This window comes from Paenibacillus sp. FSL H7-0350, from assembly GCF_038593195.1.
Classification (GTDB): domain Bacteria; phylum Bacillota; class Bacilli; order Paenibacillales; family Paenibacillaceae; genus Paenibacillus_AQ.
In genome coordinates, this window is sequence record NZ_CP151972.1 from 4853791 (window position 1) to 4872544 (window position 18754).

Consider the following 18754-nt stretch of genomic DNA (forward strand, 5'->3'; position numbering starts at 1 on the left):
TAATGTATGATGGGTGAGGAGCTTGCGGGCAGATCCCCCGGCTTCAAAAACTAAACAGCAGAGGTAACTAAATGATGCATCCACGTGATTTACACTATACAATGCCTGCCGAATGGGCCAAGCATGAACGGACCTTCATTTCCTGGCCGGTGAAGGACTCTATGGTACACCCTGATAATCATGAAGCGGTCAGTACAGGCTATGCCGAGATTATCCGCGCGATTGCCGAATTCGAGCCGGTGACGGTTATTGTCAATCCCGATGAGCTGGACACGGTAGAGAAGCTGGCCCTTGGAAACAAGGTCACGCTGCTCCCGATCCGTCACAACGATGCCTGGCTGCGGGACAACGGACCGACCTTCCTCGCAGGTCCGGGCGGGAAGCTGGCCGGGGTCAACTGGAAGTTCAATGCCTGGGGCGGCAAATACTCGCCCTGGGATCTCGATGATGAGGTGGCTCCGCAGATTCTGAAGCACCTGGAGGTCAATGCGTTCGATGCTCCGCTGGTGATGGAGGGCGGCTCCATTCATACGGATGGCGAGGGCACCCTGCTGACCACAGAGGAATGCCTGCTGAATACGAACCGTAATCCTGAGCTTAGCCGCGAAGAGATTGCTGATTATGTCAAGCAATATACCGGGACCGAGTCCATCATCTGGCTGAAGCGCGGCCTCAGCGGGGATGAGACGGACGGGCATGTCGATAATATCGCCTGCTTCGCGGCACCGGGTAAGGTGATTATCCAGGTCTGCGAGGACCCGCAGGATGAGAACTATGCGATTACGCAGGAGAATCTGCGTATTCTGGAGCAGACGCTTGATGCCAAAGGCCGGAAGCTGGAGATTATCCGCATCCAGCAGCCGCCCCGCGTGGACTTCGAGGGCAGCCGCCTGACGCTGAGCTATCTGAACTTTTATTTTGTGAACGGCGGAATTATCCTGCCAGTCTTCGGCGGTACAGCAGCTGAGACGGACAAGCTGGCTGAAGAGACGCTGGCCGGGCTGTTCCCGGACCGTCGCATCCGTACCGTGAACGGAATGGCCGTGATCGGCGAAGGCGGGAACGTGCATTGCACCACCCAGCAGATGCCTGCGGTGGATTAGACTGAGATCCAACCAAGGAGGAACAACCATGAGACAAGTAAAAGTAGCCGCGACGCAAATGAGCTGTTCCGGCGACATTGATGAGAATATCCGCAAAGCGGAGACACTGGTTAGAGAGGCGGCTGCCCAAGGCGCGCAGATTATTCTGCTGCAGGAGCTGTTCGAGACGCCGTATTTCTGTCAGAAGGAGAAGTCGGATTACTATGCCTATGCTACGGAGCTTGAGCAGAACAAGGCGGTGAACCACTTCAAGGCTATCGCCAAGGAGCTTGAGGTGGTGCTGCCGATCAGCTTTTATGAGAAGAAGAATTATGCGCGGTACAACTCGCTGGCGGTAATTGATGCGGACGGAACCGTGATGGGCAAATACCGCAAGAGCCATATTCCTGACGGTCCAGGCTATGAAGAGAAATTCTACTTCAACCCGGGCGATACCGGCTTCAAGGTGTGGAATACCCGTTATGCCAAAATCGGAGTCGGCGTTTGCTGGGACCAATGGTACCCGGAAGCTGCCCGGGTGATGAGCCTGATGGGGGCGGAGATTCTGTTCTATCCTACAGCCATCGGCTCGGAGCCGCAGGACGGGTCGATTGATTCCAAGGATCACTGGCAGACCTGCATGCTCGGTCATGCTGCCGCTAACCTGATTCCTGTCGTGGCCTCCAACCGGATCGGCAAGGAGACTGACGAGGATTCCAGCATTGATTTCTACGGCTCGTCATTCATTGCTGGTCCGCAGGGCAACAAGATTGTCGAAGCCGGACGGGATGAGCAGACCGTGCTGGTCAGCGAATTCGATCTGGATGCTCTTGAGGTAGGACGGATTGAATGGGGGATCTTCCGTGACCGCCGTCCTGAGCTGTACCGGATGATTGCTTCGTATGACGGTGATCTGACCTTCTAACTTATGCGCTAATATGTACTGACCAATTCAGTAAGCAGCCAGAATGCTACCGGGGAGCTCTCTCCGGGACGTTTTGGCTGCTTTTTTGCATGATATGTTACAATATATCGATAATAGTGTCATATTATATTACATGAATGGATAAAGTTAATTGTCATCATTACTTTAATCTGATAAAATCTCCTTAAGTTATTTTACAAATAAGTAGGGGGATTGGAGAATGGGAATCCGAAAAAAGTGGGCGATGTCAGGTATGGTGGCACTCCTGGTCTTGGCAATAGCGGGTTGTGGCTCTGATAATGATGCAAAAGGCGGCAGTGCGGACGGGAAAAGCCTCAAAATCGCTACTGATGCCAGCTATGCACCAATGGAGTATATGGATACCGATACGATCAAGGGCTTTGACATTGATTTCATCAAGGCGGTAATGGCGGAGGCCGGCATCGATTACACGCTCACCAACACAGGCTGGGATACCATGCTGACCAGTGTGAAGCAGGGCACTGAATATCAGGCGGGCGTATCCTCGGTATCGATTACAGATGAGCGCAAGGAAACCTATGACTACTCTATCCCTTATTTCGAATCTACGAACATGATCATGGTGAAGGAAGGCAGCGACATCAAATCCGCCCTGGACCTGAAGGGGAAAAAGGTTGCGGTTCAGGCGGCTACGACAGCAGATGAGCTGATGAGCGGCATTATGGGCGTCGACAACGGCAACCTGAAGCGGTTCGACAGCAATGCGGTAGCGCTGATGGAGCTGAACGGCGGCGGGGCGGATGCGGTGGTCGCGGATATCGCCATCGTGAACGAATACATCAAGAACAACCCGAAGGAGAAGCTGACAGGCATTATCGACAAGGAGAATTTCGGCTCCGAGTACTACGGTATCCTGTATCCGAAGGGCAGCGAATGGAAGGAGAAGCTGGACCCGGCGATCAAAAAGGTCATCGAGAACGGCAAATATGCGGAGATCTACAAGGAATGGTTCGGCGAAGAGCCGGACACGGCGGCGCTTATGAACGCGAAGTAGCCTAAGAACCGCAACAACTAAGCATGCGTAATGATTGCTATTGCGCGTGCTTCTTTTTTTGAGCAAGTCACAAGCAGAAGAGAAGGGAAGAATTCTATGGATTTCAGATTCGACATCATCGTTCATTATTTACCGGTTTTACTAAAAGGGACCTTGTTCACCATCGGCGTATCGCTGGTCTCCATTCTGTGCGGCTCCTTGCTGGGGCTGATTATCGGCTTCGGTAAAATGGCGCCCAAATGGTATTTCCGCTGGCCCTTCCATGCCTATATCAACATCTTCCGCGGTACGCCGCTCTATGTGCAGATTCTGATCGTCCATTTCGGCCTGATCCCGTTGTTCTATGGCAAAACCTACGCGCTAATGAGCGCATTCGTGGCGCTGTCGCTCAATTCTGCTGCCTATTCTGCGGAGATCTTCCGCGCCGGTATCCAGTCCATCGACCCCGGGCAGCGGGAAGCGGCCCTGTCCCTCGGAATGACCCGGCGGCAGGCGATGCGCTTCATTATTCTGCCCCAGGCCATCAAACGGATGGTTCCCGCCTTCGGGAATGAATTCATCGTGCTTGTTAAGGATTCCTCGCTGCTGGCACTGATTGCCGCCCCTGAGATTATGTACTGGAGCAATACCATGAAAGGCCAATACCTGCGGATTTGGGAGCCGTATCTGACCGCTGCACTGATCTATTTCATTCTTACTTATTCGCTAAGCAAGCTGCTTAATTATATCGAACGGAAGGTGTAACCCCTATGGAACCGATTATTTCAGTCAAGCATTTGCATAAATCATTCGGTGCCCATCAGGTACTGACGGATATCAGCGTCGACATTCACAGCCGGGAGGTTGTGGTAGTCATCGGGCCTTCAGGCTCGGGCAAATCGACCTTTCTGCGCTGTCTGAATCTGCTGGAGCAGCCGCAAGCAGGCGATATTATCATTGAAGGCACTTCCTTGATGGCCAAGAGCACAAGGATTAACGATATCCGGACCGAGCTGGGGATGGTCTTTCAGCAGTTCAATCTGTTTCCGCACCGGAAAGTGATCGAGAACATCATGCTGGCCCCGATGAAGGTGCGGAAATGGACGGCGGAGCAAGCAAGGCAGAAGGCATTAGAGCTGCTGCAGAAGGTAGGTCTTAGCGAGAAGGCGGAGATGTACCCTTCCTCGCTCTCCGGCGGTCAGGCCCAACGGGTGGCGATTGCCCGGGCGCTGGCGATGGAGCCGAAGATCATGCTGTTCGACGAGCCGACCTCGGCCCTGGACCCCGAGATGGTGGGCGAGGTCCTGGCGGTTATGAAGGAGCTGGCCCGCGAGGGGATGACCATGGTTGTGGTGACCCATGAGATGGGCTTCGCCCGTGAAGTGGGGGACCGGGTGCTTTTTATGGAGCAAGGGGCCATAGTCGAGCAGGGTGCGCCGGAGCAGTTGTTCGGCAGCCCGTCGCATGAGCGTACACGGGAGTTTCTGTCCAAGGTGCTGTAAGAATCGCCCAAAGTAGAATATTGTTATTTAATCGGTTATATTAGAAGAGTAAGAAATAGGCAATAAGTCCAAGCGTGAATAGCTGCCCAGGGTGGCGGGGAGGAGGCTCGGGGATATCTTTTTTTAAAGTATAAGGATGACAGCGGTTCTGCATAATGATTTATCCTTATATTTCCGGCAGACAAGGATAGGGTGCTTAATAAGACCGCATAGGCTTTCTGCTGGTCATAATTCCATAATGATAGAAGGAGAATACGATGAGCACATTTAAAAATTGGCTGAATACGACAAAAAACGGACTGACAGAACAGGTTAAGAAATTTAAAAATAAAGACTTCATGAATGCTGTAGTGGCAGGCTGCGCACTGGTGGCTGCGGCTGACGGCAAGATTGAGGAATCCGAGAAGAACAAGATGGCGGGGTACATGAATCTCAGCAATGAACTTAAGGTATTTGATATGAGAGATGTCATCGCCCAGTTTAATTTCTATGTGAGCAACTTCGAATTCTCGCCCGAAATCGGCAAGCAGGAAGCGCTCAAGGCGATTGCAAAGTTCAGCAGCAAACCGGAGATTGGCCGCGTTATTGTAGGCGTATGCTCCGCGATTGGTGCGGCTGACGGTGACTTCGATGAGCATGAGAAAGCGGTTGTGCGGAATATCTGCAATGTGCTGTCACTTAGCCCTAGTGAATTCAGCCTGTAATTACAGGCTGGATTCCATTTGCTAATTAGGTGAAACTTTAGGCGATTCATCGCCGTATCACTGATGTAACACCCGCAAGCACACTTCTATCTGGAAACGGAGGTACTTCAAGTTGGCTGGAATTAATCTGGTAAAAGGTCAGAAGATCGATTTAACCAAAGGCAATGCCGGACTGTCTAACGTAATTGTAGGACTGGGTTGGGACCCTGCCGAACCGGCAAGAGGATTCTTTGGCGTCAAGAAACAGGCGAACGTGGACTGCGATGCCTCAGCGCTGCTGCTGAATGAGAACGGCAAGCTGACCAATAAGCTGAACCTCGTCTGCTTTCACAACAAACAGAATACGAACAACTCCGTGGTTCACTCGGGAGATAACCTGACGGGTGAGGGAGACGGGGACGACGAGCAGATTAATGTGAATCTGAAGTCGATTCCTGCCGATGTCCATAAGGTTCTGGTTGTAGTCAACATCTACGATGCTGTGAACCGCAAGCAGGATTTCGGGATGATCAAATCTGCGTATATCCGGATTATTAATGCGGCAGGCAACGCAGAATTGGTTAAGTTTAATCTGACAGACAATTATACAGGCTTCACGGCACTGATCTGCGGTGAGTTGTACCGTCACGGCGATGAGTGGAAATTCGCCGCCATCGGTGAAGGCGCCCACGCAGCGCATATCAATCAGCTGGCAGAACGCTATATCTAAATCCAATTTGAGAAAAGAGGGCTCTATTCATGGCTATCAACTTATCCAAGGGACAAAAAATCGATCTGACCAAAACCAACCCGGGCTTATCCAAAATCACAGTCGGCCTAGGATGGGATACGAATAAATACGATGGCGGTAAGGACTTTGACCTTGACGTTTCCGTGTTCCTGACCAATGCCAGCGGTAAAGTAGATAAAGAAACCAACTTCATCTTCTTCAACAACAAGCAGAACGAGAACGCATCTGTCGTTCACACCGGCGATAACCGTACAGGAGAAGGCGACGGAGACGATGAGCAGGTTCAAGTCGATTTGCTTAATGTTCCTGCAGATGTGGACAAGATTGCCTTCACCATTACCATCTATGAAGCAGAGTCCAGAAGCCAGAACTTCGGACAAGTCTCCCGTTCTTATGTGCGTATCGTTAACGATGCGAATAGTGAGGAACTGATCCGCTTTGACCTGGGTGAAGATTTCTCCGTTGAAACAGGCGTAGTTGTCGGTGAATTGTACCGTAACGGTGCAGAATGGAAATTCAACGCGATCGGCAGCGGCTACAAGGACGGTCTGGCCGGCTTGACCCGTGATTACGGCCTGCAATAAGACTCTGACATTACGGGAATTAAATCTGTAAGGAAAGAGGGTTTTTGACAGTGACGATCAGTCTTTCCAAAGGACAGCGGATTGATCTTACCAAGACGAATCCGGGTCTGACCAAAGTTGTAGTAGGACTGGGCTGGGATACAAACAAGTATAGCGGCGGCAAGGATTTCGACCTCGATGCATCAGCATTCCTGCTGCATGAGGACGGCAAAGCCAAAAGCGAAAATGACTTTGTATTCTATAACAACCCGACTGGCGGTACAGGCTCTGTAACCCATACAGGCGACAACCGTACAGGTGAAGGCGACGGGGATGATGAACAGATCATCGTAGACTTCAGTCTGGTGCCTGCGAATATTCAGCGTATCGGGATCACGGTCACGATCTATGATTATGAGACCCGTGCGCAGAACTTCGGACAAGTCTCCAATGCTTTTGTCCGCGTTGTAGATGCATCCAGCGACCGTGAGGTTCTGCGGTTCGATCTGGGCGAGGATTTCTCCACCGAGACGGCTGTAGTCTTCTGTGAATTCTACCGCCAGGGGGCGGATTGGAAATTCCAGGCGATCGGCAGCGGCTTCGCCGGCGGACTAAGCGCATTATGCAAAAACTACGGGCTGGACGCGCAATAAGAGCTTCAAAGGCGGGATCATCATCGATCCTGCCCTTTTTATACACAAAATCTGATAAGTTGCGCTCTTATCCATGTATAAAGGTGGCGTAAGAATGAATACAGAAGTAGTCAAAGGGCAGAAAGCAGACCTGACCAAAGGGAGCCCGGGGCTCCGCAGCATTACGGTTGAGATCGGGTGGAAAGCTCCGTCTTCCATGGATATTGATGCTTCCGCATTCCTGCTTGGAGCTGGCGGTAAAGTGGGCAGTGACGATGATCTGATTTTTTATAATAACCCGTCTACTCCCTATATCACCTATAAGGATGTGCCGGGGACGGCTTCGGGCGGATTGAAGCAGTTCGAGGTCTCGCTGGAGCGGATTCCGGCAAACATAGTGAAGATTGCCTTCACCCTTACTCTGTATGACGGAGAAAACCGCAAGCAGATGTTCGGACAAATGAGCGAAGCGGAGTGCCGGGTCGTAAATCAGGCGACAGGTGCGCAGCTTCTGCGGTGTAACCTCGGAAATCAGTTCTCTGTGGAAACGGCTGTTGTAGTTGGAGAATTATATAGACATGGTGAAGAATGGAAATACAGTGCGATTGTTGCGGGCTTCTCGGGCGGGCTTAAGGCGCTCTGCGGCAACTACGGCATAGAAGTTGAGGATGAGCCTGCACCGGCACCGAAGCCGCAGGAACAGACGCCGCCGGGACGCCCGCCGCTTCAAGTACCGCCGCCCCGCGCGGAGTCATCCAGACCGAATATTGTGATTCCGCCACCGCCTGCACCGGCACCGCCTAAGCAGGAGGCTGCTCCCGCACCGGCGCTGAATCTCAATCTCAAGAAGATTGAGCTGAAGAAGAAGGGCGATTCGATTAACCTGAAGAAATCCGCCTCCGGACTGGGTGAGCTGTTGATTAACCTCAACTGGAACCAGAAGCAGGGCGGAGGGCTGTTCAGCCGTAACAAGGGCGGGGTGGATCTCGATCTGGCCTGTCTGTATGAGCTGAAGAACGGCAGCAAAGGCGTGGTGCAGGCACTGGGCAATGCGTTCGGTAACCTGCAGCAGCAGCCTTATATGATGCTCGATGGAGATGACCGGACCGGCTCCGTAACATCCGGCGAGAATCTGCGTATAAACGGAAGTAAGGTTGCCCAAATCGAACGGATTCTGGTGTTTGCCTTTATTTACAAAGGAGTTACCAACTGGTCTGAGGCGGATGGAGTGGTTACCCTGAAGCAGGATGGAGGACCGGATATTATCGTTAATCTGGACGAGCATAACAACCGTAAAGGCATGTGTGCCATCGCGCTGATCCGGAATGTGGACAATGAGACCTTCAGTATTGAACGGCTCGTGCAATATTTCAGCGGTCACCGGGAGATGGATGAGGCTTATGGCTGGGGGCTTCGCTGGGTAGCGGGAAGCAAATAATTTGATATTACCGGAGGCGCAAGTGGAATGGACTGGTTCAGTGATTTTTTTAGGAGTATCGGTGAGAATTACGGGCATTTCTTCTCATGGAGTGATATTGCAGGAACGCTCTCCGACCCTGTCAGCTGGGGAATTATCGGAAGTCTGATTCTGCTGGAGGGTCTGTTGTCCGCTGATAACGCGCTTGTACTGGCGGTTATGGTTAAGCACCTTCCGAAGGAGCAGCAGCGTAAGGCTTTGTTCTACGGGATACTCGGCGCTTATTTATTCAGATTCCTGGCGATTGGTCTGGGGACCTATCTCGTCAAATTTACGCTGGTTAAGGTGCTCGGGGCCTTGTATCTCTTCTATATTGCCTACAAAGGGCTGTTCAAGGGCAGCGGTGAAGATGGCGAGATTAAGAATAAAGGTGCCTCTTTCTGGAAGACGGTCCTTCTGGTTGAATTAATGGATATTGCCTTCAGTATTGACAGCGTGGTAGCAGCATTCGGTCTTAGTTCTGAAGTCTGGGTACTCTTCCTTGGCGGTATTCTCGGCGTACTGATGATGCGCGGTGTGGCACAGGTGTTCCTCAAGCTGATCGCAAGATATCCTGAACTGGAACAAACGGCATTCCTGCTTATTGCACTGATTGCCGGTAAAATGCTTGCCGGAGCCTTCGGCTATGAATTGCCGCATGTAATTTTCTTCGGTATTCTAATTGCGGTGTTTGCAGGTACTATCGTGTATAGCGCAAGCAAACGGAAGAAGGCCGAGAACCACAAAGCCTGATTCACCTCTGCTTCATATTTTTATCCTTATAGCTGTGCAGGAAGGCGCGGGGTTCACGGGAAGGGTGGACTCCGGCGCGCCTTTCGGGTAATCGTAATAGGTGTTTATAGCATGGCCTTTGCTTGGGTTCAAAGAAAGCCGGATACCGTCCCCGAGAGGACGGCATAGCTGGTTCTGCTCGAAGCCAAAGGCCATTTGTATTGTGCTGGCACAACATTAAGGGGGAAGGGCTTTGAGATATTTCGATTACCTCACACAAGAACAGGAAGCCTCATTATTCCATGTTCCGCCGGTTTCATTTGATCATACCACCCGTAAGGATTTACTGGCTTATGCCGTCGGAGCAGCCCTGTATATGCCGGCCACCCGTGCCAGTGTTGCCGAAGATATTATTAAGCTGAGAGCCTCGGGGCTTATCACGGTAATCATAGATTTGGAGGATGCCATCGGGGACGGTGAAGTGGATTATGCCGAAGAGTCCATCGTCAGGCATCTGGCGTTCCTGTCCGCTTATGCGGAGAATGAGCCGGACCAGCTCGGCAGTCTTCCGCTGCTGTTCATCCGCGTACGTAACCCTGCACAGCTAAGAGATCTGATTTTCCGGCTGGGATCATTAATCACCATGCTGACCGGCTTCGTCTTCCCCAAATTCTCCGTAGAGAACGGTACAGATTATTTCGAGGCTATTGCCGATTACAATGACACACGCAGCTATTCCGCCCCGGTGCTGTACGGGATGCCGATTCTGGAGAATGCGCCGATCATCTACCGGGAGAGCCGGATGGACACTCTGCTTGGGGTCCGGGATCTGCTCGGGCAATACCGCGAGTATGTGCTGAATGTCCGGATTGGAGCGACGGACTTCTCCAGTCTGTTCGGACTGCGGCGCAGTCCGGATATCAGTATTTATGACCTGACGCCGATCCGTGACTGCATGTCGGATATCATTAACGTATTTGGCCGTGTGGAGGAGGGCTACGTGATCTCGGGTCCCGTGTGGGAGTATTTTGCCAGCAAAGGACACCGTGTCCTCCGCCCGCAGCTGCGGGAGACGCCCTTCGAGGATACCTACGGCAAGCATGGCCGCGAGATGCGCAATAATTTCATCTCCAGCTCGATGGACGGACTGATCCGGGAAGTGATTCTGGACAAGGAGAACGGCATTGTGGGCAAAACCATTATCCACCCATCCCACCTCAGACCGGTGCAGGCCATGTATACTGTAATGCATGAAGAGTATGTGGACGCCTTAAGTATTGTAGACAGCAACGATGGCAGCCGCGGCGTGTTCAAGAGTGAATATTATAACAAAATGAATGAAATCAAGCCTCATTTGAACTGGGCCAGACGAATTTTATTACGATCTCAAATATACGGGGTGTTACATGAACAACAGCATTTTGTCGGATTACTACCCGAGAACGAATACACACACGTTTAATATCGTCGAGAATCTGCAGGTTACGGTAACAGAAACCTCGAATCCTTTTCATATGCCTGTGGATTCCTTGTTCTCCATGGCTGCACGAATCAATAAGAAGCGTTCCTTCCTGTTCGTCAGCAAAGTCCTTGGCAAGCATATTCCCGTAGGACCGTATACCCCGCTGCTCAGCGGAGCTGCACTCGCCTTGCTTCTGTATCTGGAGATGGGCGCGGATACCGTTGACCGGGAGATTATGGACCCGCTGATGAACCAGGCCGTTCATGGCCTGATCCATCCTGAAGTTGCGGAAGAAGCTTATCATGCGCTGCTTGCTGCGCGCCTGGTTCTGCCGCAGCCGGTTCTGTTTATAGGGTTCGCCGAAACCGCTACCGCCCTGGGCCATAGCATGTATAATGCGTTCGCTGGCGGTGCGTCTTATATTCATACCACGCGTGAGCTGATTCCTGAGCTGGAATCGGTGGTCACCTTTGAAGAGGAGCATTCCCACGCCGTAGATCATCTCTGCTATGCCTTGAATGCTGAACTGTTATCGGGGACAGAGCCGATTGTGCTGGTGGATGACGAGATTACGACCGGTAATACGGCGATTAATACGATCCGTGACATCCAGTCCAAATTTCCGCGCAGGGACTATGTAGTGGCCTCTCTCTTGGACTGGCGGAGTGAAGCTAATATCCAGGCTTACCGTGATCTGGAGCAGGAGCTGGGAATTCGTATAACCGCTTTATCCCTGCTTCAGGGAAGTATCAAGGTTGAGGGGATACCGCAGCTGCAAGCCGCAGCTGATAGCGGAGCCGCTGCTTCCACAGGCGCAGAGCTTGTAACCACTTATGCATTCGACGGCTTAGAGCGGCTTCTTGTAACCTCGGCGGATGGGCAGGGCGTTATCAATCCATCGCCATATCTGAAGCACAGCGGCCGCTTCGGTCTGGAGTCTGCGGATAATGCGCAGATTGATGCAGCTGTAAGCCATGTGGCCAGGCAGCTCCGGGGACTGCGTGAAGGTGCCCGTACGCTGGTGATGGGCGTAGGCGAGTTCATGTATCTGCCGATGCGGATCGCCGCAGAGATGGGAGAGGGCGTGTTGTACCAGTCCTCGACCCGCAGTCCGATCCATCCCGAGCGGCGTGCGGATTACGGTGTGCACAGCGCCGCTGCCTATCCGTCCGCAGGCGATACGGAGATCACGAATTTCATCTATAATGTGGACCCCGGCCAGTATGACGATATCTTCGTCCTGCTGGAGCGCGAGGTGCCCCGGCAGCGGATTGCGCCGATGACGGATATTTTACAGAGGCTGGCGGGCAATAAGGTACATCTTGTTGTGCTCAGCCCAGAACCAGTTACGGGAGGCTCAGGGCTATGAAGGGAATAGATATCGAAGCCATTCACAATAGAAGAATATCTCCTCCGGTGGCACTGGGCAGCTATCCTGCTTCCGACGTTACCTTCCTGCTCAAGGATCTAAGCAATGTATCCCTTGAGCGGGGGACGGCGGAGCGGGAGGAAGCGATCCAGTCCGGCGTGCATTATTCGGAGATGCTTCCGGTGGAATACCAGCCGACAGAGCAGTATATCGAATTGTTTCATGAGACGCTGCAGCAGACTGCGAGGAAGGTGGCGCTGGCTGTAGCTGGGGTGTCCGAGATGATTGTTGCCCGGCGGGGAACGGCGAATACCGTGCTGGTCTCTCTGGCGAGAGCGGGCACTCCGATCGGGGTACTGATCAAACGTTATATTCTTGAGAAATATGGAGCGGACCTACCGCATTATAGCATCTCCATTATCCGCGGCAAGGGGATTGATGAGAATGCGGTGCTCTATATGCTGCAGCAGCATGGAGGGGATGCCGAGCTGCAATTCATCGATGGCTGGACCGGCAAGGGGGCCATCCGGCAGGTGCTGATAGAGGCCTGTGAGAGTATGTATAAGAAATATGGCATTACGCTAAATGATGATCTGGCGGTACTTGCTGATCCCGGTCACTGCTCGGGTACCTACGGAACCCGGGAGGATTATCTGATTCCAAGCGCCTGCCTGAACTCCACGGTATCCGGCCTGATGAGCCGTACGGTGCTCCGTGATGATCTGATCGGGCCTGAGGAATTCCACGGGGCCAAATTCTACAAGGAATGGCTGGACAGTGACCTGTCCAACGTATTCGTTGAAGCAATTACCCCGTATTTCGCTGAAGTAGCGGCAGAGGCGCTAGCACAGGCTGCGGAGATGCTTGAGCATCCGCCGGAGATTACCTGGCAGGGGCTGGCCGATATCCGCAGTATCCAGGATACCTTCGGTATTGATAATATCAATCTGGTGAAGCCCGGAGTCGGTGAGACGACGCGTGTACTGCTGCGCAGAGTGCCCTGGAGAATCCTTGTCGACAGGCTGGACAATCCCAACCTGCGGCATATTCTGCTGCTGGCTGAGGACCGGGGCGTACCGGTTGAGGTATATCCCGGGCTGACCTACTCCTGCTGTGGAATCATCAAGCCGCTGAAAGGGGAGAGTGAATGATCTACGCCAGCGATCTGGACCGCACGCTGATCTACTCTCCTAGCGCGATAGGCGTTCCTGAGGATACCCCTGGTCTGGCTCCGGCAGAGGTTGTTGACGGCAGAACGGTATCGTATATCTCACAGCAGGCTCTGGCTACACTGAAAGAGCTGGCGGCGAAGATTGTCTTCATGCCGGTGACTACACGTACGATTGCCCAGTACCGGCGGATTAACCTGTTCCAGGAGACGGTCATTCCGGATTATGCCATCACCAGCAATGGCGGCAATATTCTTGTGAACGGGGTAGTGGACCAGGATTGGCGGACGGCTGTTGGCAGAGCGGTGGAACGCGGCTCCGCTGCAACGGAAGAAGCCGAAAGCATCGTGCGCGCTGTTGTCCGGGAAGAATGGATCATCAGCCGGCGGTATTGCGATGAGCTGTTCTATACGTTCGTGGTTCACCGGGATTTGCTGCCGCTGGAGGAGATTGCTAAGATGGCGCAGCGGCTGGGTGAGCTTGGCTGGAAAGTATCCCTGCAGGGGCGCAAGCTCTATATCGTGCCGGAGGCGGTGAACAAAAGCGATGCCATTCTCCATGTGCGCCGCACTGTGCATTCGGAGCCGATGGTTGCCTCTGGGGACTCTCTTCTGGACAAGAGCCTGCTCGCCGCCGCCGACTATGCCATAGCCCCCTGCCACGGAGAAATATTTGCCGAGCAGCAGGCGGGTTTAGTACACTTAGAGTATCCGTTTACTGAGCGGCCGGGAGTATTTGCCGCGGATGAGATTATGCAGTATGTTCACAGGATTTATACACATTTGACAGCATTGGGAGTTGGACCGCCACCATGAAAAAGGTAAATATATATTTCAACCGCTGGTTCTCTGTTGCCTATCACTACATGAATCTCATCCGGGGCAATGAAGACGGGATTCCGGTGCAAATCTTCGCCACCCACCCGGATATCCACCATATGTCGCTGCAAGGCGCCGATGTGGCCGGAACTGAGCCGGCGCTCGAAGGCATTGAATATGTGCAGTTCTGTGTTGACTTCTGCCGCCGGAACGAGATTGATATCTTCATTCCCCGGTTGCATATGCTCGATATCGCGCTGCACGCTTCGCTGTTCGATGAGATCGGGACGAAGGTGCTGGTCTGCCGTGATCTGGATCTGCTGGAGATGATCATGGACAAAGGCAAGTTCTATGAGAGCGTGAAGGCCAACGGGATTATGACGATTCCTGATTATCATGTGGTTAGTAATGCGCAGCAGTTCAGGGAAGCTTATGAAGATCTCACAGCCAAAGGACACAAGGTCTGCTTCAAGCCTACCGAGACGGAAGGCGGACTGGGATTCCGGATCATAGATAATGACCGCAGTCCCGTGGAGGAGCTGTTCGGCCATGTGACTCCGCTGATCTCCTTCGAGGAGGCTTACTGCATCCTTGATGAAGCCGGGAGTTTCCCTAACCTGATGGTGATGGAGCTGCTGGAGGGCTATGAATATAGTATTGATTGTCTGTCGGATGAGAAGGGCAATCTGCTGGCCGCTGTTCCCCGCCGGAAGGCGGGTGGCCGTCTGCGGCTTATGGAGTATATCCCGGAGCTTGCGGAGGTAGCCCGCAGGGTGGCTGAGACGTACCGGATTCCGTTCAATTTCAATGTCCAGATGAAGTACAGCGGCGGCGTCCCCAAGCTGCTGGAGATTAACCCGCGGATGTCCGGCGGTCTGCATATCTCCTGTCTGTCCGGAATCAACTTCCCATATCTGGCTGTCAAAAGCGCGCTCGGCGGCGAGGTTCTGCCTGCGGAGTTCGAGCATAACGTCCTGGCCAGCCATGTCGAGCAGCCGCTGATCATGAGAATAAACGGAGAATCCGTGATTACGGATTCCGTGAATTGAGCGTGAAGCATTCACGCTCATAAGAGGTGAGAAGGAATGCAAGCTAAATTCAAAGTACTGGCGTATGCCGGTGCTGGTTATGTCGTAGCCGTACTGACCAGCGGCTTCCTGCCTGAGCTGGTCTCGCTGCTGCTTCCGGTAATCGGAGCTGCGCTTGCGGTGCCGGAGCTTAGGCGTACAAGAGTGAATCTCCCGGTGGAGGTGATTCCTGCCGGACAGGAGCCGAAGGCGATTCCGGCAGTATCCGCCGCCGCGCCGCAAGCTTCGTCTGCTGCTGCCCTGCCTGCTGCTGCGGGACAGGCCTCCCCGGCCCATTCGGGAACCGGACACAGGGAGGAAATACAGATCGGGGCAGAGTTCGCCCCGGTGGTAGAGTATCTTAGTATTCTGGAGGATATGATTATCTCCGAAGGGCAGAAGGATACGCTGGACAATGAAATTGTCGAGAAGTCGCTGGCGCTGTTCGCCAGACTGCAGCGCGTCATTCCGCTGCTGCAGGAGCTGGGCAATGGCGAGATCAACCATACCGTCCGCAGGCTGGTGCTGAAGGACCTTAACGGAGTGATCAATCCGTTCCTGCGCCTGGGCGGCGAAGCCAAGACAAGAAACCGGAGAATGCTGCTGAACGGTCTGCGTGATGTCGATGCCAAAATTTCTGATATTGCGTCGACGATTGAGCACAAAGACCTGATGGAACTTCAGACCAAGGCGGAACTGATTCATCAGCGCTACAGCAGTTCCGAATTATAGGAGGAGGGCGACCATGTCCACGCAGTTAATTGAGCTTAGAAAAGAAGATGAGCAGAAGGTAGTCCAGGAGGCTTCCCAGCTAATTGAGCAGGTAGCCAAGACTGACACGGTGGCACTGGATTCCCTGATGGATGATATCGGGAAGCTTGGGGTGAAGACGCAGGAGAAGGCAGGCCAGACGCTGAAGCTGCTGGACCGCCCGGTCAATGACCTGATGAGCGGTAAGCGGGTGGAAGTACCCAATATGATTATGAAGCTGCGGGGTGAGTGCGAGACCCTTCAGCAGAGCAAGAATGTCAGCTTCTTCGGCAAAATGCTGCGCAAAAGCCCGCTTAAGAATTATGTCTACAAATATCAGTCGGTCCGCACTAACATTGATGCCATTATCACCGGTCTGCGTGACGGACGGGATACGCTGGAGGAGAGCATCGTTAACATGCGCCAGCTGAAGCGTACCTCCATGGAGGAGATCTATAACCTCCAGACCAAGATCGCCTTCGGCAATAAGCTGAAGGAGCTGTTCGAGGTTGAGATCGCTAAGCCCGAGAATGAATTCCGCAAAGCGTATCTGGAGCGGGGGCTGCGCAAGGTTATGGTGCGGATTCAGTCCATGACCGAGATGATTCTGCTCTACAATCAGGCGATTGCGGCAACGGATATCATCAATGACAATAATGACAAGCTGATTGATTCCGTAAACAACGCGATTGATAAGACTTCTAACCTGATCACCGTCTCGGCGATGATTGCCATGTCCCTGGCCGATCAGGAGAATGTCATCAATGCAGTGGAAGCCACCAACAAGACGATCGAGGACCAGTTCAAGGAGAATGCGCGGCTGCTGCGCACGACGACCGAGAAGACCACGGAGCTGCTCTCCAAGCCGTCCATGTCCCTGGAAGCCGTGAATCAGGCCATTGGCGACCTGCTCAGCGCCCTGGATACCTCGGAGCAGTCCAACCGGCGGATTATCGAGAGCTGTCAGGACTATACGTCCAAAATGACCACCATCAATACCCAGCTTAACAACCGGCTCGGGCTTAACGAAGGCTCACAGCCGCAGGCTTTGAAGCAGGCGGAGAGCGGGCTGAGCAGCTTTTTGAACTAGGGGTTTGATTCTGCACCGGTAGAAAATCCTACTCATATTATCCCGCTCCTCCACATACGTTGTCACTAAGGCGACCTGTGGAGAAAGAGGGGATAAGCGGGATGATTCTGGGATGCTTGATCGTAGTGCTTATCGTCGTAGCCAGCAGTGAGAAAGCGGAGGCGATTGCCAGCCTGAATGATCGGGAGGATAACGGCCTGTGAAAAGGGTGCGGGCAGTGTGCGGAATCCATAAATTATTGATGCTCTGTGATTCAAGCAATTTCCAGTGGTTTATTGGGTATAATAGCCTGGAGGCTGTACAACAGTCTTCCGGCACCGCTGAAAATATAAAGTGAATACGGAGGTCAAATGGAGAACGAGGCACTGCTGCAGGTAGAGAAGCTTGCACTTAAGAAACAGAAGATCTTCCGGCAAAGCGTATGGCGTTACATTGCCAGGGCCATGCTCGCCAGCATGTTTATCGGATTCGGCGTGATCGTAGCTTTTAAGACCGGCAACTTCTTCTATATGGAACAATCGCCGATGACCTATCCGATGGCTGCAATCACGTTCGGCGCAGCCATCATCCTGATTTCCTACGGCGGGGGCGATTTGTTCACCGGGGACACTTTTTATTACACCTATGCGGCACTGAGGCGCAAGCTGGCATGGACTGAGGTTGTGCGGATGTGGGTCGTCAGCTACCTGGGCAATATTCTTGGGGCTACGGCGTTTGCGCTGCTTATTTTTCTGACCGGATTGTTCTATGATTCCTCTGTCAACGGGTTCCTGCTGAATGTGGTGGCCCATAAGATGGAAGCTCCGGCGATGCAGCTGTTCTTCCGGGCGATTCTCTGTAACTGGCTCGTCTGTCTGGCCTTTTTCGTGCCGATGTCAATGAAGAACGACGGTGCCAAAATGTTCGCCATGGTGCTGTTCGTGTTCTGCTTCTTCATCTCGGGTTACGAGCATAGTATTGCCAACATGTGTACCTTCGCGATTGCCCTCGTCCTGGACCACCCCGGTACGATCTCCTGGGGAGGCGTGGTGCATAATCTCGTCCCGGTCACATTAGGCAATCTCATCGGCGGCGGCGTGCTAATGGGCGTGATGTATTACTATGTGAACAAGCCATTTCTGGAGGATGAGTCTCACTGAACGGCAATATAATCGACAGGGCAGCGATTCTCCGGTGATAGGGGGATCGCTGTTTTGCATCTGTGGTACGGAATTAGGGAGTTTGGAGATATTATAGTGAGCTGTCAGATACGTTCCAATACAGAGGTGCGTTCTCCTTAAGAGTCCCCTCCAGATTTCCCCCTTCCTTGCGCCAATACTCTATGCCTCCGAGCATTTCTTTCACCAAGTACCCCTGTGCGGCGAGCTGTGCAGCGGCTTTGCTGGCTCCATTACAGGCAGGCCCCCAGCAATAGATCACCAGAACCTCCTCCTTGGACCACTCCGGGGAAGTGGTGTGTAGGAGGCCTCCGGGCAGAGAGAGGGCACCCGGCAGATGCGCTTCCGCATAAGAATGGGCATCACGAACATCGATAAGCCGGAAGCCGGTAATTCCTTCGCTCAGATCATAAGCAACATCGGCGACATCCGTTTCGAATGCTGCTTTTGCGGTGAAATGCCTTACTGCATCCGCCGGGTCCGCAGCCTGTGCAGCCAGGACTTGAGATTTTGCCTGTCTTTTCATACGTA

Annotated in this window: 20 protein-coding genes; 19 read left to right on the forward strand and 1 reads right to left on the reverse strand. The window is 53.0% G+C overall.

Features of this window, described 5'->3' with window-relative positions; all coding sequences use genetic code 11:
* Positions 1 to 74 precede the first annotated feature (74 nt).
* From NYE24_RS22250 to NYE24_RS22340, 19 genes are all read left to right on the forward strand, one after another.
* Complete coding sequence (locus NYE24_RS22250; RefSeq protein WP_342479280.1) at positions 75 to 1103, forward strand: agmatine deiminase family protein; 1029 nt, start codon at positions 75 to 77, stop codon at positions 1101 to 1103.
* Positions 1104 to 1131: 28 nt separating this feature from the next.
* Entirely contained in the window at positions 1132 to 2007 is an 876-nt protein-coding gene (gene aguB, locus NYE24_RS22255) for an N-carbamoylputrescine amidase (protein ID WP_036695594.1), read from the forward strand.
* Positions 2008 to 2227: 220 nt separating this feature from the next.
* Positions 2228 to 3043: a transporter substrate-binding domain-containing protein gene (locus tag NYE24_RS22260; protein ID WP_036695595.1), complete on the forward strand. Its 816-nt coding sequence runs from the start codon at positions 2228 to 2230 to the stop codon at positions 3041 to 3043.
* 96 nt (positions 3044 to 3139) lie between these two features.
* Positions 3140 to 3787 (forward strand): amino acid ABC transporter permease, encoded by a 648-nt coding sequence (locus NYE24_RS22265; RefSeq protein ID WP_076161749.1) that lies wholly within the window; start codon positions 3140 to 3142, stop codon positions 3785 to 3787.
* Positions 3788 to 3801: 14 nt separating this feature from the next.
* Entirely contained in the window at positions 3802 to 4524 is a 723-nt protein-coding gene (locus NYE24_RS22270) for an amino acid ABC transporter ATP-binding protein (RefSeq protein WP_342479281.1), read from the forward strand.
* Between the two features lie 257 nt (positions 4525 to 4781).
* On the forward strand, positions 4782 to 5228 hold the full coding sequence (locus NYE24_RS22275) for a tellurite resistance TerB family protein (RefSeq protein WP_036695597.1): 447 nt from the start codon (positions 4782 to 4784) through the stop codon (positions 5226 to 5228).
* Positions 5229 to 5340: 112 nt separating this feature from the next.
* Complete coding sequence (locus tag NYE24_RS22280) at positions 5341 to 5937, forward strand: TerD family protein (RefSeq protein WP_036695598.1); 597 nt, start codon at positions 5341 to 5343, stop codon at positions 5935 to 5937.
* Positions 5938 to 5966: 29 nt separating this feature from the next.
* A complete protein-coding gene (locus tag NYE24_RS22285; RefSeq protein WP_036695599.1) occupies positions 5967 to 6542 on the forward strand; it encodes a TerD family protein in 576 nt (191 codons plus the stop codon).
* A gap of 50 nt (positions 6543 to 6592) precedes the next feature.
* Positions 6593 to 7174, forward strand: a complete 582-nt coding sequence (locus tag NYE24_RS22290; RefSeq protein WP_036695600.1) for a TerD family protein — start codon at positions 6593 to 6595, stop codon at positions 7172 to 7174.
* A 94-nt stretch (positions 7175 to 7268) separates the two neighbouring features.
* Complete coding sequence (locus tag NYE24_RS22295) at positions 7269 to 8591, forward strand: TerD family protein (protein ID WP_036695601.1); 1323 nt, start codon at positions 7269 to 7271, stop codon at positions 8589 to 8591.
* A 27-nt stretch (positions 8592 to 8618) separates the two neighbouring features.
* Positions 8619 to 9362, forward strand: coding sequence for a TerC family protein (locus NYE24_RS22300; protein WP_036695602.1), 744 nt, complete (start codon positions 8619 to 8621; stop codon positions 9360 to 9362).
* A 232-nt stretch (positions 9363 to 9594) separates the two neighbouring features.
* Positions 9595 to 10803, forward strand: a complete 1209-nt coding sequence (locus tag NYE24_RS22305; protein WP_051493581.1) for an HpcH/HpaI aldolase/citrate lyase family protein — start codon at positions 9595 to 9597, stop codon at positions 10801 to 10803.
* Positions 10804 to 10879: 76 nt separating this feature from the next.
* The gene (locus NYE24_RS22310; protein ID WP_076161784.1) at positions 10880 to 12172 is read left to right on the forward strand and encodes a phosphoribosyltransferase family protein; all 1293 of its coding nucleotides are present in this window, start codon (positions 10880 to 10882) and stop codon (positions 12170 to 12172) included.
* Positions 12169 to 13323 (forward strand): cysteine protease StiP family protein, encoded by a 1155-nt coding sequence (locus tag NYE24_RS22315; RefSeq protein WP_342476706.1) that lies wholly within the window; start codon positions 12169 to 12171, stop codon positions 13321 to 13323. The genes NYE24_RS22310 and NYE24_RS22315 overlap by 4 nt, the downstream gene beginning before the upstream one ends.
* The gene (locus NYE24_RS22320; RefSeq protein ID WP_036695604.1) at positions 13320 to 14156 is read left to right on the forward strand and encodes an HAD family hydrolase; all 837 of its coding nucleotides are present in this window, start codon (positions 13320 to 13322) and stop codon (positions 14154 to 14156) included. The genes NYE24_RS22315 and NYE24_RS22320 overlap by 4 nt, the downstream gene beginning before the upstream one ends.
* Positions 14153 to 15208, forward strand: a complete 1056-nt coding sequence (locus NYE24_RS22325; protein ID WP_036695605.1) for an ATP-grasp domain-containing protein — start codon at positions 14153 to 14155, stop codon at positions 15206 to 15208. The genes NYE24_RS22320 and NYE24_RS22325 overlap by 4 nt, the downstream gene beginning before the upstream one ends.
* A gap of 36 nt (positions 15209 to 15244) precedes the next feature.
* Positions 15245 to 15958, forward strand: coding sequence for a hypothetical protein (locus NYE24_RS22330; protein WP_342476707.1), 714 nt, complete (start codon positions 15245 to 15247; stop codon positions 15956 to 15958).
* A 13-nt stretch (positions 15959 to 15971) separates the two neighbouring features.
* On the forward strand, positions 15972 to 17066 hold the full coding sequence (locus NYE24_RS22335; protein WP_036695607.1) for a toxic anion resistance protein: 1095 nt from the start codon (positions 15972 to 15974) through the stop codon (positions 17064 to 17066).
* Positions 17067 to 17416: 350 nt separating this feature from the next.
* Entirely contained in the window at positions 17417 to 18205 is a 789-nt protein-coding gene (locus NYE24_RS22340; RefSeq protein WP_036723535.1) for a formate/nitrite transporter family protein, read from the forward strand.
* Between the two features lie 91 nt (positions 18206 to 18296).
* Here the strand turns inward: NYE24_RS22340 and NYE24_RS22345 are convergent, their stop codons facing one another.
* Entirely contained in the window at positions 18297 to 18749 is a 453-nt protein-coding gene (locus NYE24_RS22345; protein ID WP_036695609.1) for a rhodanese-like domain-containing protein, read from the reverse strand.
* Positions 18750 to 18754 lie beyond the last annotated feature (5 nt).